A 25,858-nucleotide genomic window follows, 5' to 3' on the forward strand; every position below is an offset into this window, starting at 1 on the left:
GGAGGGCCGCCTGTGATCGGGAGAGGGATCAGGAGTCCGTGGAGGTCTCGCCCCGCTCGGCCTTGCGCAGCAGCAGCGCGGGCGGTGTGAAGCGCTCGCCGTAGCGGTCGGCGAGCTCGCGGGCGCGTGCCACGAAGCCGGGCAGGCCGGCACCTGCCCCGGCGTAGTCGCCGTAGCCGTTGATGTACTGGAGGACGCCGCCGGCCCAGCCGGGGAAGCCGATGCCCTGCGGGACGAAGCCGGTGTCGTGGTTGGTGCGCGGGTCCAGCGCCCAGGCTCCGCCGTCGCTGCCCATGGGGACGCGGGACATGGCCTCCACGCCGCCTGCCAGTACCAGGTCGTTCCCTCCCGAACAGACCTTCATGGCTGCCATGTTGACGGCTTCCGGGCCCGATGCGCGGAAGCGGTTCTCCCGGACGCCGGCCACGGTGTCCGGCAGCCCGGCCGCGATGGCCGCGGTGCGGGCGATGTCGGCGCCCTGGCCGCCGACGGGGCCGACCACGCCGAGCACGGTGTCGTCGATCGCCGCCGGGTCGAGGTCCGGGAAACGGCGGGGGGCTCGTGGATCAGCCCGACGACCAGGTCGATCGGCTTGGTGCCGTGCAGGACGCCGTTCGCCTCGCCGCGTCCGCGCGGGGTGCGGATCGCGTCGTACACGTACGCTTCGGTGCTCACCTCGGGTGCCCTCCCTGTGGGTTCACGACAGGCCGCGCACGCGGCACGGGTTCAGCGTGGGCGCCTGGCGCCGGCTCAGTCGAGGAGGGAGCGGCCGATGATGTCCTTCATGATCTCGGTGGTGCCGCCGTAGAGGGTCTGGACCCGTCCGTCGAGGAACGCTCGCGCCACCCGGTACTCGCTCATGTAGCCGTAGCCCCCGTGGAGTTGCAGACAGCGGTCGGCGACCCGCTTCTGCAGTTCGGTGGCCCACCACTTGGCCATCGAGGCGTGCACGGCGTCGAGCCGGCCCCTACTGTGCTCGGCGACGCAGCGGTCCAGGAAGGTGCGGGTGACCGCTGCCTCGGTGGCCATCTCGGCGATCTCGAAGCGGATGTGCTGGAGCTTCGCCAGCGGCCGTCCGAACGCCTCGCGCTCCTTCACGTACCGCGTGGTGAGGTCGAGGAGCTCCTCGGCCGCGGCGGCGGCGCCGACCGCGATGGCCAGCCGCTCCTGGGCGAGGTTGCCCATCAGATAGGTGAAGGCGCGGTTCTCCTCCCCCAGCAGGTTCTCCTTGGGGACCCGCACGTCGTTGAAGAAGAGCTCCGCGGTGTCCTGGGCCTTCTGGCCGATCTTCTCGAGGTTGCGGCCGCGTTCGAAGCCGTCCGCGCCGCGCTCGACGACGAGCAGGCTCTGCCCCCTGCTGCCGCCCTCGGGTGCGGTACGGGCCACCACGACGACGAGGTCGGCGAGGATTCCGTTGGAGATGAAGGTCTTCGAGCCGTTGAGCAGGTAGTGGTCGCCCTGGTCGGTGGCGGTGGTGCGGATGCCCTGGAGGTCGGAACCGGCGCCGGGTTCCGTCATGGCGATGGCGGTGACGATGTCGCCGGAGACGAACCCGGGCAGCCAGCGCCGCTTCTGCTCGTCGGTGGCGAGCCGGGTCAGGTACGGGCCGACGATGTCGTTGTGCAGGCTCAGTGCCAATCCGGAGGCGCCGGCGCGGGCGAACTCCTCGATGAGCACGGCGCTGTAGCGGAAGTCCTCGGTCCCACCGCCGCCGTACTCCTCGCCGACGGCCAGTCCCAGCAGGCCCTGGCGGCCCGCCGAACACCACACCTCACGGTCGACGACGCCGTTCCTCTCCCACCGTTCGTGGTGCGGGGCCACGTCCTTGGCGAGGAAGGTCCGCACGGTCTCGCGGAACGCCTCGTGGTCGGGGCCGTACAGGTCCCGCCGCAAAGTCACGGCCCTCGACGTCACGGCCTTCGCCGTCTCAGTCTTGGGTGTCACGGCCTTCGGTGTCACAGCCAGCTCCTCACGCGCTCGATCAGCCGGGCGGGATCGGGACCCACGGGGGTGACGTTGAGCATCGTCACGCCGGCCTCGCGGAAGACCTCGACGCGGTCCCGGACGTAGCCCTCCGGGCCGGCCAGGCAGATCTGTTCCAGCAGTTCGGCCGGCACCGCGGCCTCCGCGTCCTTCCGGCGTCCCGCGAGGTAGTGCTCCTGGATGGCGGCGGCGGCCGACTCGTAGCCGTAGGCGCGGACCAGGTCGTGGTAGAAGTTGCGGCCCGGGGCGCCCATGCCGCCGACGTACAGGGCGACGGTGGGGCGCATCAGGTCGCGGACCGCTTCGGCGCCGTCGCCCATGGCGAGCAGGCCGCCCGCCACGACCGACAGCGGTCCGAGCCCGGGGGCGCGCTCGGCGGTGCCCTCGGCCAGGGCCGGGCCCCACACCTTGGCGGCGTGTTCCGGCGCGTAGAGGAACGGGAGCCAGCCGTCGGCCAGTCCGGCGGTCATCCGGACGTTGGCCGGGCCGAGCGCGGCGACGTACACGGGGATGGTGTCGCGGACCGGGTGGGTGAGCAGTTTCAGGGGCTTGCCGAGGGTACCGCCCTTCTCGGGCGGCAGGGGCAGGTCGGTGATGCCGTGGTGCTCGATCACCTCGCGCCGCCAGATACGCCGCGACAGCTCGATCACCTCGCGGGTACGGCCCAGCGGGCGGTCGTAGCGGCGGCCGTGCCAGCCCTCGACGACCTGCGGACCGGAGGCGCCGACGCCGAGGAGGGCGCGGCCGCCGGTGAGGGCGTCGAGTCCGGCGGCGGTCTGGGCGATCAGTGCGGGAGTGCGCGAGTAGACGTTCAGGATGGCCGAGCCGATCCGCATCCGCTCGGTCTTCGCGGCCAGGTATCCCATGACCGTCGGGGAGTCGAAGCCGTAGGCCTCGGCCACCCAGACGGCGTCGAGTCCCGCGGACTCCAGGGCGGCGGCCCGGTCCGCGGCGTCGCGCGGGTCGCCCGCGTACGTGAGAGGGGAGGACAGTTCCATCAGCGGCGGTCCTTCAGCAGTTCGGGCATGTCCCAGTCACGGGCCACGTCGGCGGTGTGCGCGCCCGGGACGGCGGGTGGCAGCCGGAGGGTGCCTGGGGTGGCGGAGAAGCGGGGCGCGGGGGCGGGCTGGGTGATCCCGTGCGCCTCGGTGTAGGTGCCGCGCCCGGTCAGGTGCGGGTGGCCGGACGCCTCGCGCAGCGAGAGAACGGGCGCGACACAGGCGTCGGTGCCTTCGAAGACGGCCGTCCACTTCTCGCGGGTCGCGGTCTTGAACCGGGCGGTGAACCGGGCCCGCAGCTCCGGCCAGTTGCCCGGGTCCGCGCGGTCCGGCAGCACGTCGCCGTCCAGGCCCAGCAGGGCGACGAACACGGTGTAGAACTGCGGTTCCAGCGCGCCGACCGCCATCCAGCCGCCGTCGCCGGTCTCGTAGACGCCGTAGTACGGGCAGCCGCCGTCGAGCAGATTGTGTCCGCGCGCATCCCGCCAGGTGCCCGCGGCGAGCATGCCCCAGAAGAGTGCGGTGAGGTGGGCCGTGCCGTCGACGATCGCGGCGTCCACCACCTGGCCGCGGCCGGTGGCGCGGGCGGTGAGCAGCGCGGCCAGGACGCCGGTGGTCAGGTAGAGCGAACCGCCGGCGTAGTCACCGAGCAGGTTGGCGGGGACGGCGGGCGGCCCGTCCGGCGCGCCGATCATGGAGAGGGCGCCGGCCGTGGCGATGTAGCCGACGTCGTGACCGGCCAGGTGCGCGAGCGGCCCCCGCTGGCCCCAGCCGGTCATCCGGCCGTACACCAGGGCGGGGTTGACGGCCATGCACTCCTCGGGGCCGACCCCGAGCCGCTCCGCGACACCCGGTCGGTACCCCTCCACCAGGATCTCCGCGCGCGCCGCCAGTGCCCGTACGGTCCGCGGCCCTTCGGGCGACTTGAGGTCGACCAGGACCGAACGCTTGTTGCGGTTGGTCACGTCGTGGGCCGGGTCGCCGGCGAGCGGTGCGGGTCCCGGGCGGTCGACGCGCACCACGTCGGCGCCCAGGTCTCCGAGCAGCATCGCGGCGAACGGGCCGGGGCCGATGCCCGCCAGCTCGACCACGCGCACGCCGTCCAGCGGCCCGGCACTGCCGCGGCCCTGGACGTCAGGGGGGTGGTGGCTCATGGGTTCCTCTCTCGGGGCGCGGCGGGCTCGCCGCCGCACTACCGGGCCCTTACTGAGCGTTCGCTAAGAACGTAGAAGCGTGCGGCCGATCGGTCAACGCCTGAACACCAGTAGTTTTGGGGGCACTTATCGGGGAAGGAAGTCGAAGCCGGGACGCCCGTCGGCCACTCTTCCTGATCGATCGCTAAGCATGCGAGAGGAGGGAATCCGGACTCACGGCCGTACGATGTCGCCCGTCGACGCATGTTGCGAGGAGAGTCGTTGAACACCGAGCCGAGCCAGGACACCGCGACGCCGGCGCAGCACTGGCGCACCTACGGGCAGCTCGACCTGCACCCGATCCTGGTGCACGCCATGGAGGCCTTCAACGAGCAGGGCTACCACGGCACTTCGGTCCGGAACATCGCCGGCCGGGTCGGTGTCACCGTGCCGGCGCTGTACTACCACTACGAGAACAAGCAGGCGCTGCTCGCCACCCTGCTGGAGACGTCCATCAAGGACGTCCTGGACCGCTGCCGGGCGGCGGCCGCGGAGGCCGGGACCACTCCGCTGGCGAGGTTCTGCGGCATGGTCGAGTCGATCGTGCTGTACATGGCCCACCGCAGGTCCCTGGCCTTCCTGGACACCGAGATCCGCAGCCTGGAGCCCAGGAACCGGGCCCGCTACGTGGCCCTGCGCGACTACCTCCAGCACATGCTGCTGGACACGGTCGAAGCGGGCCGCGCCGAGGGGGTGTTCACCACACCGATACCGGCCGACGCCGTCCGCTCGGTCCTCATCATGTGCCAGGGCGTCGCCAACTGGTTCCGCCCCGACGGCCCGCTCACCGCGGAAGAGGTCGCCGAACGCCACGTCCTGCTGAGCCTCGGCACCGTGGGGTACCCCGACGTGGTCACCGGCGAAGCGGCACTTCCGTTCCACCGGCGGACTCCCCTCCGGCACCCGACACCCGCGCGGTCCGCCTCCCGGAGCCCCGCCCCGCACCCCTCCCTGTGACGCGGCCGGGCGGGGGCTCCGCGTCCCTTCCCGCGCTTGCGCACCGCCTCCACGATTCTCGGCATCGACGAGAGGACACCGTATGGACCCGCTCGAAGCCCGCACCCGCTTCCGGACGCTCCGCGAGACGAAGGGACCCGTCGAAGCCACCGAGCTGGACGCCGTCTGGGCCGCGTTGGAGGTCGTCCGGCCCGAGGAGATCCTCGGCGAGTGGAAGGGCGGTGAGTTCGACACCGGCCACCCCCTCAACGGCGAGCTGGCGAAGGCCGGCTGGTACGGCAAGACGTTCACCGCCGTGCACGACGCCAAGCCGCTGATCTGCCGGGACCCGGAGGGCAGGCTGTATTCCGACCGCGAGCTGGGCAAGGGCGAGGCCAGTCTGTGGACCGTCGAGTTCCGCGGCGAGTCGACGGCGACGATGGTCTACGACGGCCGGCCGGTCCTCGACCACTTCAAACGGGTGGACGACAGCACCCTCATGGGCATCATGAACGCCAAGGGTGTCCCCGCCGACGGCCCCTTCTACTACTTCTTCCTCGAACGCGTCGCCGGGTCCGCCCCCGGGGACCGGCGCCCGGGAGACGGCGCGTGAGACGCGCCCGCGCCGCGGTCACCCCGGAGCCGGGCGCACCGTTCGCCCTCCGGGACGTGGAGCTGGAGGACCCGCGCGCGCGTGAGGTGCTGGTCAGGCTGACCGCGGTCGGGGTGTGTCACACGGACCTGGGAATCCAGGCCGGCTGGCCCCGGCGGCTCACGCCCATGGTCTTCGGCCACGAGGGCGCCGGCCGGGTCGAGGCGGTGGGCGCGGAGGTGGCCGGCGTGGTGCCGGGGGACCCCGTCTGCCTGACGTTCGCCAGTTGCGGCACGTGTCCGCAGTGCGTGGCGGGCCATCCGGCGTACTGCCACTTCGCGCGGGACCTCAACCTGTCCGGCGGGCGCGGCGACGGCACCACCGCGCTCCGTCTCGACGGCGCCCCCCTGCACGGCGGCTTCTTCGGGCAGTCCAGCTTCGCCACGTACGCCGTCGTCCACGAACGCGGAGTGGTCAAGGTGCCCTCCGGTCTGCCGGACACGGTCACCGCGCCGCTCGGTTGCGGAGGGCAGACGGGGGCGGGGACCGTGCTCAACCGGTTGCGACCCGAGCCGGGGACCTCACTCGTGGTGTTCGGGGCCGGCGGGGTCGGGCTGAGTGCGCTGATGGCCGCGGTGGCCGTGGGCTGCGACCCGGTGGTGGCCGTCGACCCGGTGGCCTCCCGGCGGGCCCTGGCCGTCGGACTCGGCGCCCGGGCGGCCCTGCCCCCGGGTGACGGTCTGGTGGCGGCGCTGCGCGACCTCACCGGGGGCGGGGCGCACCGTGTCGTGGACACCACGGGCCGGCCGGAGATGCTCCACCGTGCCGTCGGGGCGCTGCGTCCGCGCGGCGAACTCGCCTTCGTCGCCCTCGGCGGTGAGGTCACGTTCGACATGATGCGCCTGATGGCCAAGGGCGTTCGCGTGCACGGGGTGATGGAGGGCGACTCCGACCCGGCCCGCTTCATCCCCGAGCTGATCGGCCTGCACCGGCGCGGCCTCTTTCCGGTGGACCGGCTGATCACCACGTTCCCCTTCGAGGAGATCGACGCCGCCGTGGCCGCCATGCGTGACGGAAGCGCGGTCAAGCCGGTCCTCACCTTCGCCTGACCTCACCACACCCGCCGGGTCGTGCGCACCGGGCCCGGTGGGAAGTGATGCGGGATACACGTCCCGTGCGGTCCGTCGCGAAAGCCCGGGCCCTCCGGGCGACGTGTGATTGACTGATCCGCATGGTCCCGCCTCCGCCTCCGCCCGTTCGGCCGTGACCGCCGATCCGACCGCGGCCACCCGGCCCCGCAACCGCAAGCAGCTCATCGTCGAGGCGGCAGGCCGGGTCTTCAGCGAGCGCGGCTACCACAGGGCCTCCATGGAGGAGATCGCCGCCGGTGTGGGCATCACGGCGGCGGCCCTGTACCGGCACTTCCCGAACAAGTACGCGCTCTTCGCCGAGTGCGCCGACGTCACGGCGGAACGACTGGTCGCCTCGCTCGACGAGGTGCCTCCCGGGGCGCCCCTGACGGACGTGCTCACCGCAGTCACCCGGGTCACCGTCGCGCACCGCGCTTCGGGCGGCGTGTACCGGTGGGAGGCCCGGTACCTCAATCGTGAGGACCGGCGGCATCTCAAGGCGAAGTTCGGGCACGTCGTCGGGCGGGTCGACGAGGCGGTGCAGCGTGCGTACCCCCTGCCCGACGAGCGGCTGCGGGCGGTGGCGGCCCTCGGTGCGATCGGCTCCATCACGATGCACCACACCTCGATCGCCGGGCGCCGGGCCGAGAACCTGCTGTCGGCATCGGCGCTGCGCGTGGCCGCCACCGACCCCGAGGCGGCCCACGAGGGCGCACGCCCGGTCGAGTTGCCCGCCCAGCCGGTGCCGCGCACCCGGCGCGCGGAGATCCTCGCGGCCGCCGTCCCGCTGTTCGCACAAAACGGGTTCGCCAACGTCACGAACGGACAGATCGCGCGGGCGGTGGGACTGGCCCCGTCCGCGCTCTACCGGCACTATCCCGGCAAGGTCGACATCCTGGCGGCGGCGTGCCTCCAGGCCGCGGGACTGCTGGCCCAGTGGGTGGAGCAGAGCCTTCACGAGGCGGCCGGCCCGCACGAGGCCGTCGTCGCGCTGGCGGCGACGTACGTGGCCTACAGCTTCGAGTACACCGCGCTCAACAGCGTCGCCGAAGCCGAGTTGGCCGGTCTGCCGACGGATCTGCGGCGGCCCCTGGTCCTCGCGCAGCGGGAGCACATCGCCGTCTGGGAACAGCAGTTGCGGCTGGCCCGTCCGGAGCTGGACCCGCGTCAGGCCCGGGTGCTGGTGCACGCGGGGTTCGGCGTGGTGGTCGAGGCCGGACGCAGACTGCGCTGGCAGGACGGTCTCGACCACCGTGACGCCGTGACCGCCCTGGTCGTGGGTGCCCTGGGCCTGTGAACGGGTGCCGGAACCCGGCGCGCGACGAGACACCGTCCCGTGCGGCGCGTCGGGGGGACGTCACCGGGGTGCCGGTCCCTCGACGTGACTGCCGTGGGACGGGCACCCGCGGGACGGGGCCGGCGGCTCAGCCGGCCGGCCTGTTCCCGGTGGGGATCGTGATGGGGGTGGTGGTCGTGGAGGAGCCCTTGTTGAGGAACAGCATGGCCAGGGCGCGCACGAACTGGTCGACCATGTAGAAGGTGCCGGGCATGACGGGCGACAGCCCCTCACGGAACTTGATGTACGTCGGCCACGCGGTGCGGACCAGGGCCGCCGCCGCGTAGTCGCGTCGCAGTCCCAGCCAGTCGCCGACCTCGTCGCTGAGGACGTAGCGCACGAACTCGTTCAGGAACCCACGGGTGACGCCGAAATCGATCTGCGCGGTCAGGCCGAGCAGTTCCTCGGCCAGCTTGATGCCCTCGGTCGTCGGGGCGAGGATCGGCGTGAGCACCTGCGCCGACTGCGCTTCCGCGGCCGCCCAGGTCCTGGGGATGTACTCGTCCGGCACACCGAGCAGGTGAAGCGCGACCTGCCAGGAATGCAGGAACGCCTCCTGGTCCTCCGCGGGGAACGGGACCTTCCAGTCGATCAGCTTGCTGCGTACGTAGGTTCCCAGACTGTGGAAGGTGACCAGGATGTCGGCGGCGCTGATCGGGATGTCCTGGTCGGCGCCCGACTTCCAGTGCGGCGACTGCGGCAGCAGGTGGCGCACCGCGGCATGCACCAGCCGGGTCTTGTTGGCGGTGACGACGAACTGCCCGGTCGGCTCGAAGGCTCCCAACTGGGACAGGTCGTAGCCGAACGTGAACGTCTTGGCCGCGCGGTCCTTCATGTCGGCACCGCCCGCCGACCAGTAGACACTCCTGGCCTCGCGCGGGATCACGGTGCTCATGATGCCGCTGCCGAGGCCGTACAGCATGAACAGGTAGGTGTCCCTGCGCCGGTTGAAGTCGGCCGCGCGGGCCAGCTTGGCGCGGTCGGCCCAGGAGGGCAGCCTGTTGACCTGCCTCAGGTGCGCGGTGAGTTCGGCCGGAAAACCGCTGGGCAGCGGGTCACCGTTGTCCACCCACCTCTCCATCGCGGTGTTGACCGACGGAACCTGACCCCTCTTGAGCAACGAAGCCATCAAGGGGTCCGTCGCGCTGTCCCAGACGTACTCCGGATCGGCACCCGTGCCCGTGCCGGCCACCGAGTCGGCCGACGGCCACGCCCACGCCTTGGCGCTGTCCGCCACGCTCACGAGGCCGAGCGCGACACCGAGCGACAGCACTCCTCGCCTGCTGAGATTCTCCATTGACTTACCCGCTTCTTCCCTGAGGGCCAGACGGTGCTCTGCGTCTTTCTCCCGACATGTCAGTTGGGCGACCACCACGCTTCGAGTCCCACCGAGGAATGTGATTTCTCGTTAACATAGCGAGCCGTGTCACCGTCGGCAATGGGGATGACCGAGGGGCCGTCGCCGACATCGGTCGCGGCGGGCGGAGGGGGAGGGCGTTGGCGGGGGTCCGGTGACGCGTTCGCCGCGGCGGCCGCGCGTCCCGATCGCGAACCGCCCACTGCCGCCGCCCGCCCCGGCACGGTACGGGCCGCAGCTCACGACCGCGGTTGGTCTCCCCGGACTCCTCGAAGCCGACGCCGGGCCGCCGGCGCCCGGCCCCTGGGGTTCAGTACCCGGCATCGTGCTGTCTCGCGCGCCCTGTCGGGAGGACGGCCGCGGGCCGGACCGTCCCATGCGTTGTCAGTGCTGCCCCATACAGTGAAGCCATCTTCCGAACGGACCGGATTCCATGCGGGGTTGCGCGCTGCCCGGCTGAGACGTCTGCCGACGGAAGAGGGCGTTCCGTGACGCGTGCGGCGACCGTTCGTCCCCCGCTTCACACCGACGCCCAACGGCTTGGACAGGCTGGAACACCGACTGGCTCGCCTTCATCGGGGAAGCCGCGTCTCCGCAGGGCACCGTCGCGGTCCCACGGGGAAACGAACGGAAGGGGATTGGCGCGATGAGCGCAACGGTAAAGGACCGCCTCAAGAAGCACTTCGTGAACCACGTCGCTCTCGTCATCGACAAGTCCGGTTCGATGAGGGGGCATTCGGAGCAGCTCATCCGTGTCGTGGACGAGTTCGTGAAGGGACTGCAGGAGGAGTCCGACAGACTCGGCCATGAGACCCGGATCAGCCTCTACGCCTTCGACCACCTGGTCGAGAACCTGGTGTGGGACATGGACGTGAAGCACCTGCCGTCCATGCGGGGCCTGTACACCGTCGAGAACGGCGCGACCGCGCTGATCCAGGCGTCGGTGAAGGCGCTCGACGACCTCGGCCACATATGGGAGGAGTACGGCGAGCACAGCTTCCTCCAGGTCGTCGTCACGGACGGCGAGGAGAACGCCTCCGGCGCGGACGAGACGGGCTCGCGCCACGATCACCTTCCCGACGGCCGCGCCGTCCTGGACTCGTGGCGGGGCAGGATCGGGGACAAGTTGAACAGTCTTCCGGATCACTGGACCTCGGCCATCATGGTGCCGAACTCGCTGGCCAAGCGCACCGCTCAGCAGTACGGGTTCCCGACGGGGAACATCTCGATCTGGGACGCCGACTCGGCGCAGGGCGTCGAAGAGGCGATCGGCACCGTCAAGTCGGCCGCCACGAGGTTCCTGCGGGATCGCGAGCAGGGGGTGCGCGGGACCAGGAACCTCTTCTCGGTGGGTCAGGACCTCAGCACGGCCGACGTGAAGTCCAGCCTTCAGTCCCTCGACGCCGGCAAGTACGTACTGATCCCCGTGGACCAGCAGATGTCGATCCGCGATTTCGTCACCGGCGCCGGGCATCCGTACAAGACCGGCTGCGCCTTCTACGAGCTCTCCAAGCGCGAGAAGATCCAGGCCAAGAAGAAGATCGCCGTGGCGGAGAAGGACCCCACCACCGGCCGCATGACCGGAAAGGTGTTCACCGGCCCCGCCGCCCGGCAGCTCCTGGGCCTGCCGGACGCGGAGGCGACGGTGGCCCCTGGGAGCAACGCGGCGTACACCGTGTTCGTCCAGTCGACCTCGGTCAATCGGAAACTGGTCCCCGGTACCAAGCTGCTCGTCCTCCTGTAGCCGAGGGTTGCGTTCGGCGCCGAGTCGCGGAGGCTGTGCGTCGGGGGCGGTCGTCCGGTACGGCGCGACCGCGTCCGCCCTCCTCGGGAGTCGTGTGGGTGGATGTCCGGGCAGGTGACACGCCATCAGGTTCCGTGCCACGCCTCGGACGTCCAGACCGGTCCCGGCCCGGGCCCGGCGCTCGCCGGGCCCGGGCGAGCGGACACGGGCGCGTGGACACGGGCGCGTGGACACGGGCGCGTGGACACGGGTGCGTGGACACGGGTGCGCGAGCGCTTCACTGCGCCGCCACCACCGCGCCGCCGGTGCTTACCGCACGAGGCAGGGCCGCTTGGCGTCGAACTCCCAGCCGGGAACCAGGTACTGCATGCCCACGGCGTCGTCCCGGGCCCCGAGGGCCTTCGCCCGGTAGAGCTCATGAGCCGCCAGGAGCCGGTCCATGTCGAGCTGCACGCCCAGCCCGGGGGCGTCGGGCACGGCGATCTCGCCGTCGATGATGCGGGGCGGTGCGGTGGTGAGGCGCTCCAGTCCCTCCTGCCATATCCAGTGCGTGTCGAGGGCGTTGTACGCGCCGGGGGCCGCGGCACCGCAGTGCGTGACCATCGCGAGGGAGATGTCGAAGTGATTGTTGGAGTGACAGCCCCAGGTCAGGCCCATCGCGTTGCACAACTGCGCCACGCGGACGGAACCCTGCATGGTCCAGAAGTGGGGATCGGCCAGCGGGATGGAGACCGACTGCAGGGCGAGGGCGTGGGTCATCTGCCGCCAGTCGGTCGCGATCATGTTGGTCGCGGTGGGCAGGCCGGTCGCGCGACGGAACTCGGCGAGCACCTCGCGCCCGGAGTAGCCGCCTTCCGCCCCGCAGGGGTCCTCGGCGTAGGCGAGCGTGCCGACCAGGGGCGCGCACAGTTCGACGGCTTCCTTCAGCGACCAGGCGCCGTTGGGGTCGAGGGTGATCCGGGCCTCGGGGAAGCGGTCCTTGAGGGCGCGTACGGCCTTGACCTCCTCGGCGCCTTCGAGGACGCCGCCCTTGAGTTTGAAGTCACGGAAACCGTAGAGGTCGAAGGTGGCTTCGGCCTGTCGGACGATCGCCTCGGGAGTGAGGGCCTCCTCGTGCCGGATGCGGTACCAGTCGACGTCGGCGTCGTGGCCGCGGACGTACTCCAGGTCGGTGCGGTCGGGGTCGCCGACGTAGAAGAGGTAGCCGAGCACCCGCACGGAGTCCCGCTGCTGTCCGTCTCCGAGGAGGGCCGCGACCGGCACGTCGAGATGCTGGCCCAGCAGGTCGAGGAGTGCGGACTCGACGGCGGTGACGGCGTGGACCGTGGTCCGCAGGTCGAAGGTCTGGGCACCGCGTCCGCCGGAGTCACGGTCGGCGAAGCGGTCCGCGATCTCGCGCAGCACACGCTTGTAGTCGCCGACCTTGGCACCGACCACGAGGGACTCGGCGTCCTCGAGGGTCTGCGTGATCTTCGCACCGCCGGGTACCTCACCGAGGCCGGTGCGCCCCTCGGAGTCCGTCAGGACGACGACGTTGCGGGTGAAATAGGGGCCGTGGGCACCGGAGAGGTTCAGTTCCATGCAGTCGCGGCCCGCCACGGGATAGACGGAGAACGCGGTGACGGTCGGCTGGTTCTTGGTCATGTCTTCTTCGGACTCCTTGTATCAGGGGGTGCGGCGGCCGGTGGTCACAGGCTGAGGACGTCGAGGGCCCACTCGGCCACCAGGACGCCGCCCAGGCCGAGGATCGCCAGCACCGTGGTGTAGGTGGTGCGGACCTTGATCGCTTGGATGACGGAAAGGTCGAAGTACTCCTTGAACAACCAGAAGCCGGGGTCGTTGACGTGTGAGAAGGCGATCGATCCGCAGGAGACGGCGAGCACCATCATCTCGGGATGGGCACCGCTGTCGGCGAGCAGCGGCAGCACCACGCCCGAGGCCGTGACGACGGCGACCGTGGCCGACCCGAGGGCCACACGGAGGATGGCGGCGATGAGCCACGCCAGGACGATGGCGGATATGGACCACGAGTCGGTGATGTCCTTGATGTAGTCGGAGATACCACCTTCGACCAGGACGTTCTTGAAGGCACCGCCGGCTCCGATGACCAGCAGGATCATCGCCATGGCCTTGACCGCGGAGGAGCAGGAGTCACTGACCTCCGACAGGCTCCGCCCGATGCGCGGTCCGAAGGCCCAGACGGCCAGGAGGAGGGCCAGCAGGAGCGCGATCGGCGCGGATCCGATGAACGCCACGGTGTTGAGCAGCGGGCTCTCGCCGGTCGCGGCCATGTCGGTCACGGCGGCCCCGGCGATCAGCACGACGGGGAAGAGCGCCACGCACAGCGACCATCCGAGTCCGGGCATCTCCTCGTCGGTGAACTGGCGCTCACTGACCAGGCCCTTGGGGATGGCGGGGTTCATCGCCCTGATGAACGGCAGCCGCGGCCAGAGCAGCGCGATGAACGCGCCGACCGGTACCGCGATGAACAGACCGTAGAAGAGCGTCAGTCCGACGGAGGCGTCGAAGGTGGCCGCGACGGCGGTGGGACCGGGGTGCGGGGGCAGGAAGCTGTGCATCGTGGACAGGGCGATCGACATCGGCAGCCCGACCCAGAGCAGGTTCACGCCGGTGACCCTGACCAGGGTGAACGCGATGGGCACGACGATGATGAAGGCGACCTCGTAGAACATCGTCACGCCGATGAGCATGGAGGTGACGACCATGGCGACCTGCACCCAGCGCGGCCCGAAGGCGTCGAGCAGTTTGTCGGCTATGCGCTGGGCGGCACCGGAGTCGCCCATGACGCGGCCGACCATGGCACCGAGTCCGATGGTGAGCATCGTGTCACCGATCTGGCCTCCGATGCCTTCGGAGAGGACGTCCGGGATGTCCTTCACCGGGATGCCCTGGACCACGGCGACACCGACGGCGACCAGGAGGAGGGCCGCGAAGCCGTTCAGCCTCAGCCTGGTCATGAGAAGCAGCAGAACCAGAACACTGATTCCCACTACGAGAAGTGGCATGTCAGTTCCTCTTTGAACTGTGGTTGGGGGTAGCCGGGCCCGAACGCCGCGGGGGGTACGGCACGACTCCGGTCAGGGGCGGAGCGGGATGCGCGGACGCGGAGGCGCGTCCGGCGGAGGGGCCGGGCGGCGGCGGAGGATCAGGGGAGGCGGCCGACTGCGGACGGGTCCGCGCACGAAAGGCGGCTTTCCGGGACCGCCACGCAGGGGGGTGACGGTTCGGCGGTTCACGTTCCGCGCAGCCGGCCGGTCTCGCACCGGAGGGCCGCCCCGCGTCTCACCTCAGGCGCGACCGTGGTGCTCGACGGCGACGGCTACCGGGTGCGGGCCTTCGCTGCCGTCGTCGGCGTTGCGCAGCAGTGGTGGTTCCGAGGGCGGCTGTCGCCGCCGGCTCGCCCTGCCGGACGAGATCGAGCATGGACAAATCTCCTAGACATGGAAGGAGAGCGACAGCGGGTGCCGCCTACGGTCCTGGCCACGGAGCCGGTGGCTGAGTTGACCGTAGAGTTGGTTCTGATTCACGTCCATGTCGAATTTTGTTGGTTGCCATACCTTTCTTGTATTGCGGTTCATGACAGTTCCGTGAAACCGGCATGTCGGGCCGATGTCACAGGCGTCGCAGCAAGGCTTCGAGCGCCGGATTGTCGTTGTCGGGACGCCATACGAGGCTCAGTTCGACCGGCTTCGGGTCCGGCAGGGCCACCTGCCGGAAGACGACGCCGCCATAGCGCATCCGGGCCGCGGCCTCGGGCACGAGGGCGATGCCCCAGCCGCCGTCAACGAGGGCAAGGATGCTGTGCACCTGCGTGAGGTACTGGGTGAACACGGGGCGGGTCCGCGCGGACCGGAAGATGCTGATCAGCAGTTCGTGGAAGTAACGGGCCTCGATGGGCGAGTACATCAGGAAGTCCTCGCCGTCGAAGTCCTCGATCCGCATCGGCCCGTCCTCGGCGGCCAGCGGGTGACCGGCGGGAAGTGCGGCCAGCAACCCCTCTCGCAGTGCCGTGCGGGCGGACAGACCGGCTCCCGTGGTCGTCGGCCGCATCAGCCCGAGGTCGAGCGACCCCTCGCCGAGGGCCTTCAGCTGGTCGCGCGTGACGAGTTCCTGCAGCAGGAGCTCCACTCCGGGCAGCACCGTTCTGGCGGTCTCCAGCAGGCCGCCGAGCGCGGAGTGGGCACTGGCGGCCGTGAACCCGACGGCGATGACCCCTGCCTCACCGGTGGACACCCGGCGGACGGCGAGGGCCGCCTGCTCCGACTGCCGCAGGATGCGGCGGGCCTCCCCCAGGAAGGCGCGGCCGGCCGGGGTGAGCCGCACGCTCCGGTTCGTGCGGTCCAGCAACTGCACGCTCAGCTCGCTCTCCAGCAGCTGGATCTGCCGGCTCAACGGCGGCTGGGTCATGTTGAGCCGCTCCGCGGCACGGGTGAAGTGCAGTTCTTCGGCGACGGCGACGAAGCTCGTCAGCTGGGCGAGGGTGAACACTGATGCTCTCCAGGTATCGCGAGATCCAAAATCTATGTTGGACGTGAATCAATCGCGACCGTAGCGTCGGACGTGGACAGACGGCGACCCTGCGAGTGCCTCGGTCGCGGCCCGCGACCGGCGGGGTCGTCATGGGGAGTGCGCGACCATGGTGCGGACACGGCGTCGTCACGGTAGTGCCTCTCCCCGCCCGCCGGTCCTCGCACACGGGTGAGGCGGGGCCACCCGGGCCCGGTGTCCGCCGCATCCACCACGACGTCCGTCCACCCGTAGGTCGTCGACGGCGACAGGCGGATGCCCGTCGCCCGGCCGGGCGGCCCCGTCGTACGGCGGCCGCGTGGTACCCGGCCTCCCCGACCCCGGCGCGGGCAGCGTCGACAACGGACAGCCGCGCTGCCCGCGCCGGCCCCAGCACCAGCACCAGCACCAGCCGTGCGGGGGGCTCCGAGCGGAAATCCGCCGGCAGACCGCCCCCGCGTACACCACCCCTTCGCCCTCACGTTCACCCTCACCACTCCAGGAGCATTCCATGACGTCCTACACCCCGGAAGAACTCGGCCGCCGGATCGGCTCCGGGCTGCTGTCCTTCCCCGTGACCCACTTCCACGACGACCTGTCCTTCGACGAGGACGCCTACCGGGAGAACATCTCCCGGCTGTCCAAGTACGACGTCGGCGGCCTCTTCGCCGCCGGCGGCACGGGCGAGTTCTTCTCCCTCACCCCCACCGAGGTCGAACGGGTCGTGGCCGCCGCCACCGGCACGGCTCCCGAGGGCACCCCGATCCTGGCCCCGGCCGGCTACGGAACCGCCACCGCGCTCGAGTTCGCCGCGGCCGCCGAACGCGCCGGCGCCGACGGCATCCTGCTCTTCCCGCCCTACCTCACCGAAGCCGGACAGGAGGGTCTGGCCCGGCACGTCGAAGCCGTCTGCCGGTCCACCTCCCTCGGTGTCGTCATCTACAGCCGCGCCAACGCCGTCTACTCCGCCGACACCGTCGCCCGTCTCGCCGACACCTGCCCCAACCTGGTGGGCTACAAGGACGGCGTCGGCGACATCGACACCATCACCCGCATCCATGCCCGTCTCGGCGAACGCCTCACCTACATCGGCGGTCTGCCCACCGCCGAGACGTTCGCCCTGCCCTACCTCCAGTTGGGAGTGACCACCTACTCCTCGGCGATCTTCAACTTCGCGCCCGAGTTCGCCCTCGGTTTCTACGCCGCCGTCCGCGAGCGCCGGCAGCAGGACGTCACGCGGATGCTGTCGGACTTCGTACTGCCCTACACGGAGATCCGCGACCGCCGGGCCGGCTACGCGGTCAGCATCGTCAAGGCGGGCATGACCGCCACCGGTCACGGCGCGGGCCCCGTCCGTCCCCCGCTCACCGACCTGACCCCGGTCGAGCTCGACGAGCTCCGTGCGCTGATCGCCGGCCTGCCGACCATCCCGGCCTGACCCGTACACCGGCCACCGGCCACCGGCCACCGCAGGAAGAAGGCTCCGGGCACGAGCATCGCCCCCATCCACCGCCGAGCGAACGCCTCACCGCCTCGCACCGGCCTGACGGGGGCGGTGTTCACCGCCGGCGGACGGACCACCTGTCCGGGCGCCGGGGAACGGAGAGAGCTGCCGGAGTCCTACCAGGCGCACCCAGGAGCACGGGAAGCGCCGTGTTGGATTATCGGCCCAGCTCAGGCACCCACACCTACGCCAGGAGAGCTCCCCCATTTTGTCTAGACCTATTTTGTCTAGACCTCTTGCCCTGCCATCACCTGCGGGCTACGTTTCCCGCTGTTCGGAGTACTGCACGTTTCCTTCAATTCCCTTGATGGGCAAGGCTGGAAGGAGCATGTCCGCATGCAGGACCGGAGTCTGTCCAGACGAACCGTTCTCGCCTCCGCGACCGTGGTCGCCGCGACCGCGACGGGCGTCGTGGGCGTGACGGCCACCCCCGCCGTCGCGCACAGACGCGACCACCGCCTCAAGAAGATCATCTCCAGGATGAGCATCGAGGCGAAGATCGGCCAGCTGTTCGTGCCGTACTTCTACGGCACGTCGGCGACTTCCCCCAGCCAGTTCGACCAGGACCGCAACCTCAGGGAACTCGGCGTCCGCACCGTGGCCGAGCTCATCGCCAAGTACCACATCGGCGGTGTCATCTACTTCTCCGGCTGGACGAACAACATCCAGGACCCCCGCCAGATCGCGGATTTGTCCAACGGTGTGCAGCGGGCCTCGCTCGCCCTGCCCACCCCCGTCCCGTCCCTGATCTCCATCGACCAGGAGCACGGGGCCAACGTCCGTATCGGCAGCGGCGCCACCCAGCTGCCGGGCGCGATGGCGCTCGGCGCGGGCCGCTCGCCCTCCGACGCGCGCACCGCCGGACGGATATCGGGCACCGAACTCGCCGCCCTGGGCATCCACCAGAACTTCGCCCCGGTCGCCGACGTCAACGTCGATCCGGCCAACCCCGTCATCAACGTCCGCTCCTTCGGCGCCGACGCCCGCGAGGTCGCCCGCATGGTCGCGGCGCAGGTGACCGGCTACCAGCACGCCGGCGTCGTGGCGTGCGCCAAGCACTTCCCGGGCCATGGGGACACCGGGGAGGACAGCCACACCGGACTGCCCGTGATCACCCACACCCGCGAGGAGTGGGACCGCATCGACGCCCCGCCCTTCAAGGCCGCGATCGCCGCCGGCGTCGACTCGATCATGACCGCGCACCTCCAGGTCCCCGCGCTCGATCCCAGCAACGAACCGGCCACCCTGTCGCCCACGATCCTCCAGGGCGTACTGCGCGACGAACTCGGCTTCGACGGCGTGATCGTCACCGACGCCCTCAACATGCAGGGCGTGCGCACCAAGTACGGCGACGACCGCGTGCCCGTCCTCGCCCTCAAGGCCGGCGCCGACCAACTGCTGTTCCCGCCGGACATCGACGTCGCCTACAACGGCGTCCTGGCCGCCGTCCGCAGCGGAGAGATCACCGAGGACCGACTCGACGCATCAGTCCTGCGCATCCTGCGGATCAAGGACAAGGCAGGCCTGCTCAGCGGCAGCCCCTACGTCTCCCCGAAGGAGGTCGACCGGGTCGTCGGCGCCCGCAGGCACCGGCTCGCCGCCGCCCGGATCGCCGAGCGCACCACCACCCTGCTGGTCAACGAGGACGAGACGCTCCCGCTGCGCCGCGGGCAGAAGAAGCTGCTCGTGGTCGGCGCCAGCCCGGCCTTCCCGACCGACGACACCCGCACCACGGTGCCCGAACTGGCCAAGGCGTTCGACGAACTGGGCTACAGCACCACCCGCCTCGCCACCGGCCGGGCACCGGACGCGGCGAAGATCGACGAGGCCGTGGCCGCCGCACGGGGACGGGACGCGGTGGTGGTCACCACCGACAACGTCGGCGCCACCAGCGCCCAGCGCACCCTGGTGTCCCGGCTGCTCGCGACGGGCGTCCCCGTCGTCCACCTCGCGGTGCGCAACCCCTACGACATCGCCCACCTCGGCGACGTCCCGGCCTCACTGGCCTCCTACTGCTGGACCGAGGTCGAACTGCGCGCCGCCGCCCGGGTGATCGCCGGCCGGGTCGAACCGCGCGGCAAACTGCCCGTACCCGTCCAACGGGCCGACGACCCCGCCAAGGTCCTCTTCCGCTCCGGGCACGGCCTGTCGTACGACGACTGAAGCCCGCGCACCCACCCGGTTCTCGGCCCCGATGCCCCGTGACCAGGGAGCACCGGGGCCGCAAACGTCACCCGCCGGCCAAGACCTGTCCGTGCGATCTCGATGGCGGCCTTGACCTCAACTCCACTCGAGGCCGCAGAGTGATCCGCATGAGAACCGAACCCGCAGATGTCAAGGCCATCCAAGAGGTCGTGGCCACCGTCGAACGCACCCAGCGCGCCAAGGACGCCGAGGGATTCCTCGCGCTCTTCCATCCCGAGGCCCTCTGGACGACCGCCCCCGGCAGGGTTCTGGTGGGGTTCGACGCGATCGCCGAGTTCACGCGTGCGGTGCTGCCCCACGCCAGCTGGGACGGCGAGGTCACGTACGAGGCGATTCACACGCGGTTCCTGCGGCCGGACGTGGCGGCCGTCAAGGTCCGGCAGGTCTACCACTCGGCAGAGGGTGACACAGAGGGCTCCCCGCTCTACGTCATGACCAAGCAGGAGGACGGTGCCTGGTTGTTGCACGTCGGCCAGAACACCGAAGTCCGGTCGGAACAGCCAACTCGACGTGCCGGAGGGTGACGTGCGGGGAACCCGACGCACGCGCGGCTTGCCTCACCCGCTGCGGCAGGCGTGCCGTGCCTGCTCCACGTAGTCGTGCCCGTGCGACCAGAACTGCCCGTTGGCGGGATGCTCGGGGACGGGAGGCAGTACGGTGCCGCCGGCCGGCTTCCGGGAGCCGGCCGGCTGAGGCCGCCCTGTGAAGCGCGGGTTCGGAGCAGCCCTCCCGAACCGCTGCTCCGAACCCGCGGGCCGGTCAGTTGACGGTCAGGACCGCCGTGTTGTTCGTGAGGTCCGGGTCGAAGCCGAAGGGGTACTCGCCGAACTCACCGTACGGAGGGTGGATGCTCACGGCACCGGTCGCGCCGGGCACCACGGTGTCGACGCGCACGGAGAACGCGAACGTGTGCTGGGTGTCCTCCAGCACCCAGTACGGCAGGGTGCAGTCGTAGCGCGGGGCGCCCGTCCGCTTCGGGTGGTAGCCGCCGTCGAGGGTGCGCGGGGAGCAGTCGGACGGCACGCCGGTGACCTCGGTGCCCTCGGGCACGACCAGCCGGACCTCCGCGACGGGGTCACCGGAGCCGAGGTTGCCGAGCCATGCCGGGCCGTTGTTCTTGAACGTGAGCTCGGCCGTGGCCGTCTCGCCCGCCGTGCCGGAGACGGCGTCACCGGTCACGGAGAAGTCCGCGGTGTTTTCCGCGCCGATCTGATGGGCCACGTAGTCGTTCTGGGAGTCGATGTCCTGAACGCCGCCGCCCGGCTCGACGCCGATGTCGAGCCGCTCGCTCAGTGCGTGCGGAGCGAGTCGCACCGTCAGCGGCTCGGGCAGCTCGAAGGATTCGCCCGGCGCCAGCACCTGGCCGAACGTGCAGATCGCCCGGCCCGACGGCGCGTAGTCGTTGCCGTCCGTCGTGGTGTAGGTACAGGCGTCGTACCGGGTCATGTCCGTCAGGCCGTACGAGGCGTACAGCTTGACGGTGAACCCGTTCGCGCTCTCGTTGCCGTTGTTGGTGACCTTGAACGGGATCGTCCGCTCGTCGCCGGGCAGACCGTCCTCGATCTCGGCAACGGGGTCTATGGCGAGGTCGGGTCCGGCACCGACGGTGAGTGTGGTGTCGAAGCTCTCGAGCGGCGCGGTGAGCGTCCCGTCGGGGCCGCCGGTGGCCGTCGCCCCGTAGGTGATCCTGCCCTGCGCGCCGACTTCGGCGCCGTCGGCCGCGCGCACCGTCAGGAACACCTGGTCCTCGTAGTCGCCCCCGATCACGGGGACCACGGGGATGTCGCACACCGCGCCGGTACCGCTCGGCGTGCAGTTGTCGGACCAGGTCACCTCGGCCACCCCGGCGAGGTCGGAGACGTCGATGGTGAGCCTGCCCTCGGTCACCGTGAAGTTGTCGTTGTCGTGGTAGATGCCGACGCCGAGGGTGCGTGACTGCGGCTGACCGCCGTCGGTACCGGTCGGCAGCATCTGCTCGTACGGCGTGTTGATCCACAGCTGGTCGGTCTGCGGCAGTTCGTCGGCGGCGAACGCGGGCGCGGCGAGGCCGGCCATCAGCAGTCCGGCCGCCACCGCCACGGCGGCGCCGGATCTGAGACGTACCGGGCGTCCAGCGGATATCAGGCCCATTACTACCCCCAAGGGTATGGTGAAGTGACCGGTGCGACGGGAACCCCTGCACACCGGAAGGATCATCACATGGCAGGGCAGTCCCCCGCGCCCGGTTTCCGGCTCTGTCGAAGAACATCAGAACCTGGCTCCCGTCCCGCGGTCGGCGCCTGGGGATGCTCCGTACCGCCGGCCAGTACTCCAGCCGATCTGAGGAGTTCGACGCCGTCGGCGTCGATGTCGCACATGCGGGCCTGTACGCGTTCCGTGACGGTGTCGCGGAAGTCGGTGAGCCGTTTGGCGGTGGGCAGCGCGCCGCGGACCTTCTCGGGCTGTGCGGAGTCAGCGCGTCCAGCCGGCCCGCCACGGTGGCGGGCCGGCCTCAAGGCGTGTTGCAGAAGGTTTGTCCGAGGCAGGTCGGAGCCGGTTATGAGACTGGTGCGTCATGTGGTGAGGACGAGGTTGTGCTGGGGGCCACGGCCTGGACCGCTTACTGGAGGCCGTCGCCGCGCTGTCGGCAGTCGCGGAGGTACTTGTGCCTCATCTGGACGAAGACGTGCTCGACACGGGCACCGGCGAGTCGCCGCCGCGCCTCACGTGTGCTTCGGCGAGCAGGAGGTAGCTACTGGCGGTCCAGGTGTAGGCGCGGTCCCGCAGGCCCGTTCCGGTCAGGGCGTCGAAGTTCTCGGCGAAGCCATGGTTCTCGCACAGGGCGCGGAAGCGGGCGCTGATCTCGTCCGCCAGCCAGTGCTGTCCGGCGCGGCGCAGCCCGTCCTCGATGAGGACCGTGGCGGGGGCCCAGATCGGGCCGCGCCAGTAGCCGTCGGAGAGGTAGTGCGGGGAGGTCGGCAGTTCGGTGGCCAGTCCGTACGGGGTCAGGTGGGCCTCGATGCGGGCGGCCAGCGCGCCGCTGACATCATCGGGCAGGTGCTCGCCCAGCACGATGGGCATCAGGTCGAGGAGGCTGTCACTGTGCCAGGTGTTGCCGCTGTCAACTCCTCGGGCGACGAACCGATCGCCGCTCCAGAGCTGGTCGAGCATCGCCGCCTGCGTCGTCTCGGCGGCTCGCGTCCACCGATGGACATCCTCCGGAATATCCAAGTAAGTCGCGAGATCAGCTAGTTCGCGAAGCTGGAGCACAAAGAAGGCGGCCAGGTCCGCGGTGACGACCACGCGTTCGGGGTCGAAGGTGGTGGCGTTGTCCCAGCCGCTGTCGTTGCCGTGCTGGTAGTGGGGCAGTGCGGCCCCGGGTGCACGTCGTCCGGTGAGCCAGAAGTCCGTCCAGCGTGTCAGCCTGTCGTACGTCTCAGCCAGCTCCGCCGGGCCGGGCGGCATGCTCAGCCGACGTCGCAGGTGGCCGAACGCCCAACCGTGGATGGGCGGTTTGACGAAGTTGCGGAGTACCTCGGAGTGGGTGACCGAGTCGGGCAGTGCCCCGGCCCCGTCCTGGTGGTCGAAGGGCAGGTGATACTGGTCCCACGCCAGTTCGGGCTGTCCGGGTGCCAGAGCCAGGGCGTTGAAGCAGTGGTCCCAGCTCCAGACCTTGTCCATCCAGTGCTTGGACATGAGGACGCCGGGCCGGGTGACCGACCCCGCCGGATGGACGGTCGCGGACCACACGACGTAGACGGCGAGTTCGGCGGCCGGGGTGGCGGACGACCGCCAGGGGGCCACCGTGTCGACGAAGTCCGCGAAGGAACTCTGCGCGGCTTCGACGACCTCGTCGAAGGCTGCCGCCCGGGCGTACGGGGGGCGGGCGGTGTCGAGTTCCTCGATCGCGATCTCCCATGGGCCGTCCGCGTCGGCGGCGACGGTCAGGCCGCGGTCACCGCTGCCCAGGGCCTGGCTGCCGAAAGTATCGGTGGCCGTGCCGGAGAGCACGGTGACGCGGTAGCGGCGACCTGTCTCGTACGAGGTGAACACGTATGCGTCGGCGGACGCGTCGCGGAAGAAGTAGGTGCCGCTGAACGGGGTCAGCGTCCGGGCCGCCGCGGAGACACGCAAGGGCAGCCCCGCACCGCGCAGGCGCACCGTGTCCGGCGACTCGTAGGCGAGATCGACACGGCCGGCGGCTCCGATCCAGCTCAGCAGGCTCGGCGTCGCCGTCACACGGGTCTCGGCCCGTTCCGCCGTCGCGGCGTCCAGCGGCACAAGGCTCAACACGGCGTGCATGCCGTTCTGGTGCGAGACGAGGTGGAGGTCCTCGGCCCAGATCTTCTCCGCCAGCACCGGGGAGATGTCGAACCAGGAACCGTACGTGCTGAACGGGATGTCCTGGACGGAGAAGGCCGGACCGGATCGGGCGGCGGTCATGAGATGTCACTCGTTTCTCGGGCAGGGGGCGCCGGCCGTCCGGCGGACGGGCACGGCCGTGGCGAGGGGGAAGGGAGTGGTGAAAGAGGTCAGTCCTTGACGGCACCGGCTGTCACACCGGCGGCGACGTAGCGCTGGGCAAGGACGAGGATGACCGCGGCCGGCAGCGAGGCCACGACCGCGGTGGCCATGATGGCGTTCCACTCCTGGTTGTTGTTGCCGATGTAGTGGTAGATGCCGAGGGTGATCGGCTCGTGGGGGCCGCCGTTGACCAGAGTTCCGGCGAAGACGAAGTCGGACCAGGACCACAGGAACGCGAACAGGGACACCGTGACGACGGCGTTGCGGCTCATCGGCACGACGATCGACCAGAAGGTACGCAGGGGCCCGGCGCCGTCCGTCTTCGCCGCCTGCATCAGCTCGCCGGGGATGCCGGACATGAACGCGGTGAAGATGAGCACTGCGAAGGGAACGGCCAGGGTCGAGTCGGCGACGATCAGGCCGGGGACGGACTGGAGCAGGCCGAGGCTGAGGTAGATGGCGTAGAAGCCCATCGCCATGATGATGCCGGGAATCATCTGGGCGACCAGCAGGACGAAGCCGAGGACGCCGCCGCCGCGCGGGCGCAGCTTGGCCAGGGCGTAACCGGCCGGAGCGGACAGGGCCACGGTCAGGACGACGGTGCCCAGGCCGATGACGAGGCTGGTACCCAGGTAGGGCAACTGCTCGGCGAGGACGGTGCGGTAGCCGTCCAGGGTGCCGTCGACGGGGAACAGGTCCGGTGGGCTCTTGCGCATGTTCTGGTCGGGTGTCAAGGACACGTTCAGCATCCAGTAGACCGGGAAGAGCATGATCCCGGTCAGCAGCAGACCGACGGCCGTCTTTCCCCAGGTACGCCTGCCTCTTCCCCGGGTGGGCTTGGTGTTTCCCCGCGTGTGCGTGGTGTTTCGGTTCATGACCATGCCTGCTTTCGCTGCACCCGGATGTACACCAGTCCGAAGACCAGGGCGGCCACCACCAGCAGGTTGCCGACGGCCGCACCCGGGCCGAAGGCGGGAAGCAGGTTGCCGAATCCGAGTTGGTAGGACCAGGTGGCGAAGGTGGTGGAGGACTCCGCAGGGCCGCCCTTGGTCATGATCCAGATGATGTCGAAGACCTTGAGCGTGTAGACCAGGCCCAGGAGCAGGGTGATCGCGGACACCGGGCGCAGCAGCGGGAAGGTGATGCTCCAGAACCGCCGCCAGGCACCCGCCCCGTCCAGGGCCGCGGCCTCGTACAGCCCTGCCGGAATGGACTGCAGGCCGCTGTAGAGCACAACGAGGTTGAACGGTACGCCGATCCAGATGTTCGCGATGATCACCGAGGTCAGCGACCAGCTCGGCGAGGTCAGCCAGTTCACCGGGGCGATGCCCATCCCGTGCAGGGCGGCGTTGACGATGCCGGAGTCGCTGTTGAGCATCCACGACCAGGTGGAGGCCGACACGATCAGGGGCAGCAGCCAGGGCACCAGGAACAGGGCCCGCAGCGTGGCGGAGAGCCGGAAGTGCTGGTGGAAGAAGACCGCGAGCGCCAGCCCGATGACGTACTGGAAGGCCAGGCACACAACGGTGAAGAGGACGGTGTGGAGCAGGGCGGGGAGGAAGGTCGCGTCGGCGAGGACGGTCCTGTAGTTCTCCAGGCCCGTGAACGGGGCATCGCCCTGGACGAAGGAACGGACGGTGTAGTTGCGCAGGCTCAGGTCGATGTTGCGGTAGAGGGGGTAGGCGTAGAAGAGAATGAGGTAGAGGGTCACCGGGGTGAGGAAGGCCCAGGCGGCCCACTGCTGGGATCTGGGGCGGCGCCGGGTCCGGGGCGGTGCGGCAGGGGCCGCCTCGCCGGCGCCGGTCTCGGCCCCTGAGAGCGGCAGTTGTGTCATGTGACTCATCAACAGT

General features: G+C 70.3%; 18 protein-coding genes and 4 pseudogenes. 8 read left to right on the forward strand and 14 right to left on the reverse strand.

Annotated elements, in window-relative coordinates:
• Nucleotides 1-28: 28 nt before the first annotated feature.
• The 5 genes and pseudogenes from ACP4J0_RS09675 to ACP4J0_RS09695 form a co-directional block, all read right to left on the reverse strand.
• A pseudogene (locus ACP4J0_RS09675) lies at nucleotides 29-226 on the reverse strand (hypothetical protein); the annotation flags it as partial.
• Nucleotides 218-675, reverse strand: a pseudogene (locus ACP4J0_RS09680) (acetyl-CoA C-acyltransferase); the annotation flags it as partial. The pseudogenes ACP4J0_RS09675 and ACP4J0_RS09680, both read right to left, overlap by 9 nt.
• A 75-nt stretch (nucleotides 676-750) precedes the next feature.
• Nucleotides 751-1,899, reverse strand: a complete 1,149-nt coding sequence (locus tag ACP4J0_RS09685; protein ID WP_426598247.1) for an acyl-CoA dehydrogenase family protein — start codon at nucleotides 1,897-1,899, stop codon at nucleotides 751-753.
• 56 nt (nucleotides 1,900-1,955) lie between these two features.
• Nucleotides 1,956-2,981 (reverse strand): LLM class F420-dependent oxidoreductase, encoded by a 1,026-nt coding sequence (locus ACP4J0_RS09690; RefSeq protein ID WP_426598215.1) that lies wholly within the window; start codon nucleotides 2,979-2,981, stop codon nucleotides 1,956-1,958.
• The gene (locus ACP4J0_RS09695; protein WP_426598216.1) at nucleotides 2,981-4,135 is read right to left on the reverse strand and encodes a CaiB/BaiF CoA transferase family protein; all 1,155 of its coding nucleotides are present in this window, start codon (nucleotides 4,133-4,135) and stop codon (nucleotides 2,981-2,983) included. Before ACP4J0_RS09695 ends, ACP4J0_RS09690 begins: the two co-directional genes overlap by 1 nt.
• A 261-nt stretch (nucleotides 4,136-4,396) precedes the next feature.
• Here ACP4J0_RS09695 and ACP4J0_RS09700 point away from each other — a divergent pair, with 261 nt between their 5' ends.
• The 4 genes from ACP4J0_RS09700 (at nucleotide 4,397) to ACP4J0_RS09715 (ending at nucleotide 8,129) form a co-directional block, all read left to right on the forward strand.
• The gene (locus ACP4J0_RS09700) at nucleotides 4,397-5,131 is read left to right on the forward strand and encodes a TetR/AcrR family transcriptional regulator (RefSeq protein ID WP_426598217.1); all 735 of its coding nucleotides are present in this window, start codon (nucleotides 4,397-4,399) and stop codon (nucleotides 5,129-5,131) included.
• An 82-nt stretch (nucleotides 5,132-5,213) separates the two neighbouring features.
• The gene (locus ACP4J0_RS09705) at nucleotides 5,214-5,723 is read left to right on the forward strand and encodes a DUF4334 domain-containing protein (protein WP_426598218.1); all 510 of its coding nucleotides are present in this window, start codon (nucleotides 5,214-5,216) and stop codon (nucleotides 5,721-5,723) included.
• Nucleotides 5,720-6,811: an NAD(P)-dependent alcohol dehydrogenase gene (locus ACP4J0_RS09710; protein ID WP_426598219.1), complete on the forward strand. Its 1,092-nt coding sequence runs from the start codon at nucleotides 5,720-5,722 to the stop codon at nucleotides 6,809-6,811. The genes ACP4J0_RS09705 and ACP4J0_RS09710 overlap by 4 nt, the downstream gene beginning before the upstream one ends.
• Nucleotides 6,812-6,965: 154 nt before the next feature.
• Nucleotides 6,966-8,129, forward strand: a complete 1,164-nt coding sequence (locus ACP4J0_RS09715; protein WP_426598220.1) for a TetR/AcrR family transcriptional regulator — start codon at nucleotides 6,966-6,968, stop codon at nucleotides 8,127-8,129.
• A 127-nt stretch (nucleotides 8,130-8,256) separates the two neighbouring features.
• Here the strand turns inward: ACP4J0_RS09715 and ACP4J0_RS09720 are convergent, their stop codons facing one another.
• On the reverse strand, nucleotides 8,257-9,465 hold the full coding sequence (locus tag ACP4J0_RS09720) for an oxygenase MpaB family protein (RefSeq protein WP_426598221.1): 1,209 nt from the start codon (nucleotides 9,463-9,465) through the stop codon (nucleotides 8,257-8,259).
• A 706-nt stretch (nucleotides 9,466-10,171) separates the two neighbouring features.
• On the opposite strand from ACP4J0_RS09720, the gene ACP4J0_RS09725 reads away from it, so the two are divergent.
• Nucleotides 10,172-11,269 carry a VWA domain-containing protein gene (locus ACP4J0_RS09725; RefSeq protein ID WP_426598222.1) on the forward strand — a complete coding sequence of 366 codons (1,098 nt, stop codon included), beginning with the start codon at nucleotides 10,172-10,174 and terminating at the stop codon, nucleotides 11,267-11,269.
• 309 nt (nucleotides 11,270-11,578) lie between these two features.
• On the opposite strand, the gene ACP4J0_RS09730 is transcribed toward ACP4J0_RS09725, so the two are convergent.
• The 3 genes from ACP4J0_RS09730 to ACP4J0_RS09740 form a co-directional block, all read right to left on the reverse strand.
• The gene (locus ACP4J0_RS09730; protein ID WP_426598223.1) at nucleotides 11,579-12,913 is read right to left on the reverse strand and encodes an enolase C-terminal domain-like protein; all 1,335 of its coding nucleotides are present in this window, start codon (nucleotides 12,911-12,913) and stop codon (nucleotides 11,579-11,581) included.
• 44 nt (nucleotides 12,914-12,957) lie between these two features.
• Nucleotides 12,958-14,295, reverse strand: a complete 1,338-nt coding sequence (locus ACP4J0_RS09735) for a gluconate:H+ symporter (protein WP_426598224.1) — start codon at nucleotides 14,293-14,295, stop codon at nucleotides 12,958-12,960.
• Between the two features lie 607 nt (nucleotides 14,296-14,902).
• A complete protein-coding gene (locus ACP4J0_RS09740; RefSeq protein ID WP_426598225.1) occupies nucleotides 14,903-15,778 on the reverse strand; it encodes a LysR substrate-binding domain-containing protein in 876 nt (291 codons plus the stop codon).
• A gap of 529 nt (nucleotides 15,779-16,307) precedes the next feature.
• On the opposite strand from ACP4J0_RS09740, the gene kdgD reads away from it, so the two are divergent.
• The 3 genes from kdgD (at nucleotide 16,308) to ACP4J0_RS09755 (ending at nucleotide 20,029) form a co-directional block, all read left to right on the forward strand.
• Nucleotides 16,308-17,234 carry a 5-dehydro-4-deoxyglucarate dehydratase gene (gene kdgD / locus ACP4J0_RS09745; protein WP_426598226.1) on the forward strand — a complete coding sequence of 309 codons (927 nt, stop codon included), beginning with the start codon at nucleotides 16,308-16,310 and terminating at the stop codon, nucleotides 17,232-17,234.
• A gap of 402 nt (nucleotides 17,235-17,636) precedes the next feature.
• Entirely contained in the window at nucleotides 17,637-19,463 is a 1,827-nt protein-coding gene (locus ACP4J0_RS09750; protein WP_426598227.1) for a glycoside hydrolase family 3 protein, read from the forward strand.
• A 149-nt stretch (nucleotides 19,464-19,612) separates the two neighbouring features.
• Complete coding sequence (locus tag ACP4J0_RS09755) at nucleotides 19,613-20,029, forward strand: SgcJ/EcaC family oxidoreductase (protein WP_426598228.1); 417 nt, start codon at nucleotides 19,613-19,615, stop codon at nucleotides 20,027-20,029.
• Between the two features lie 235 nt (nucleotides 20,030-20,264).
• Here ACP4J0_RS09755 and ACP4J0_RS09760 read toward each other — a convergent pair whose 3' ends face one another.
• The 5 genes and pseudogenes from ACP4J0_RS09760 to ACP4J0_RS09780 form a co-directional block, all read right to left on the reverse strand.
• Nucleotides 20,265-21,635 (reverse strand): CARDB domain-containing protein, encoded by a 1,371-nt coding sequence (locus ACP4J0_RS09760; RefSeq protein ID WP_426598229.1) that lies wholly within the window; start codon nucleotides 21,633-21,635, stop codon nucleotides 20,265-20,267.
• Nucleotides 21,636-22,104: 469 nt separating this feature from the next.
• A pseudogene (locus ACP4J0_RS09765) lies at nucleotides 22,105-22,221 on the reverse strand (IS5/IS1182 family transposase); the annotation flags it as partial.
• Nucleotides 22,197-23,927 (reverse strand): annotated as a pseudogene (locus tag ACP4J0_RS09770) (amylo-alpha-1,6-glucosidase); the annotation flags it as partial. The pseudogenes ACP4J0_RS09770 and ACP4J0_RS09765, both read right to left, overlap by 25 nt.
• An 89-nt stretch (nucleotides 23,928-24,016) precedes the next feature.
• The gene (locus ACP4J0_RS09775; RefSeq protein ID WP_426598230.1) at nucleotides 24,017-24,883 is read right to left on the reverse strand and encodes a carbohydrate ABC transporter permease; all 867 of its coding nucleotides are present in this window, start codon (nucleotides 24,881-24,883) and stop codon (nucleotides 24,017-24,019) included.
• Complete coding sequence (locus ACP4J0_RS09780; protein WP_426598248.1) at nucleotides 24,880-25,842, reverse strand: carbohydrate ABC transporter permease; 963 nt, start codon at nucleotides 25,840-25,842, stop codon at nucleotides 24,880-24,882. Before ACP4J0_RS09780 ends, ACP4J0_RS09775 begins: the two co-directional genes overlap by 4 nt.
• Nucleotides 25,843-25,858: the final 16 nt, after the last annotated feature.

Source organism: Streptomyces sp. WG7 (assembly GCF_049975785.1).
In the GTDB taxonomy this organism is placed as follows: Bacteria; Actinomycetota; Actinomycetes; order Streptomycetales; family Streptomycetaceae; genus Streptomyces.

What these genes read in the sequence shown, in the direction of transcription:
- ACP4J0_RS09735 (WP_426598224.1), bottom strand. Translation starts at nt 14,295, where the DNA reads ATGCCACTTCTCGTAGTGGGAATCAGTGTTCTGGTTCTGCTGCTTCTC.
- ACP4J0_RS09725 (WP_426598222.1), top strand. Translation starts at nt 10,172, where the DNA reads ATGAGCGCAACGGTAAAGGACCGCCTCAAGAAGCACTTCGTGAACCAC.
- ACP4J0_RS09705 (WP_426598218.1), top strand. Translation starts at nt 5,214, where the DNA reads ATGGACCCGCTCGAAGCCCGCACCCGCTTCCGGACGCTCCGCGAGACG.
- ACP4J0_RS09720 (WP_426598221.1), bottom strand. Translation starts at nt 9,465, where the DNA reads ATGGAGAATCTCAGCAGGCGAGGAGTGCTGTCGCTCGGTGTCGCGCTC.
- ACP4J0_RS09750 (WP_426598227.1), top strand. Translation starts at nt 17,637, where the DNA reads ATGCAGGACCGGAGTCTGTCCAGACGAACCGTTCTCGCCTCCGCGACC.
- ACP4J0_RS09775 (WP_426598230.1), bottom strand. Translation starts at nt 24,883, where the DNA reads ATGAACCGAAACACCACGCACACGCGGGGAAACACCAAGCCCACCCGG.
- ACP4J0_RS09780 (WP_426598248.1), bottom strand. Translation starts at nt 25,842, where the DNA reads ATGACACAACTGCCGCTCTCAGGGGCCGAGACCGGCGCCGGCGAGGCG.
- kdgD (WP_426598226.1), top strand. Translation starts at nt 16,308, where the DNA reads ATGACGTCCTACACCCCGGAAGAACTCGGCCGCCGGATCGGCTCCGGG.
- ACP4J0_RS09690 (WP_426598215.1), bottom strand. Translation starts at nt 2,981, where the DNA reads ATGGAACTGTCCTCCCCTCTCACGTACGCGGGCGACCCGCGCGACGCC.
- ACP4J0_RS09695 (WP_426598216.1), bottom strand. Translation starts at nt 4,135, where the DNA reads ATGAGCCACCACCCCCCTGACGTCCAGGGCCGCGGCAGTGCCGGGCCG.
- ACP4J0_RS09730 (WP_426598223.1), bottom strand. Translation starts at nt 12,913, where the DNA reads ATGACCAAGAACCAGCCGACCGTCACCGCGTTCTCCGTCTATCCCGTG.
- ACP4J0_RS09760 (WP_426598229.1), bottom strand. Translation starts at nt 21,635, where the DNA reads ATGGGCCTGATATCCGCTGGACGCCCGGTACGTCTCAGATCCGGCGCC.
- ACP4J0_RS09755 (WP_426598228.1), top strand. Translation starts at nt 19,613, where the DNA reads ATGAGAACCGAACCCGCAGATGTCAAGGCCATCCAAGAGGTCGTGGCC.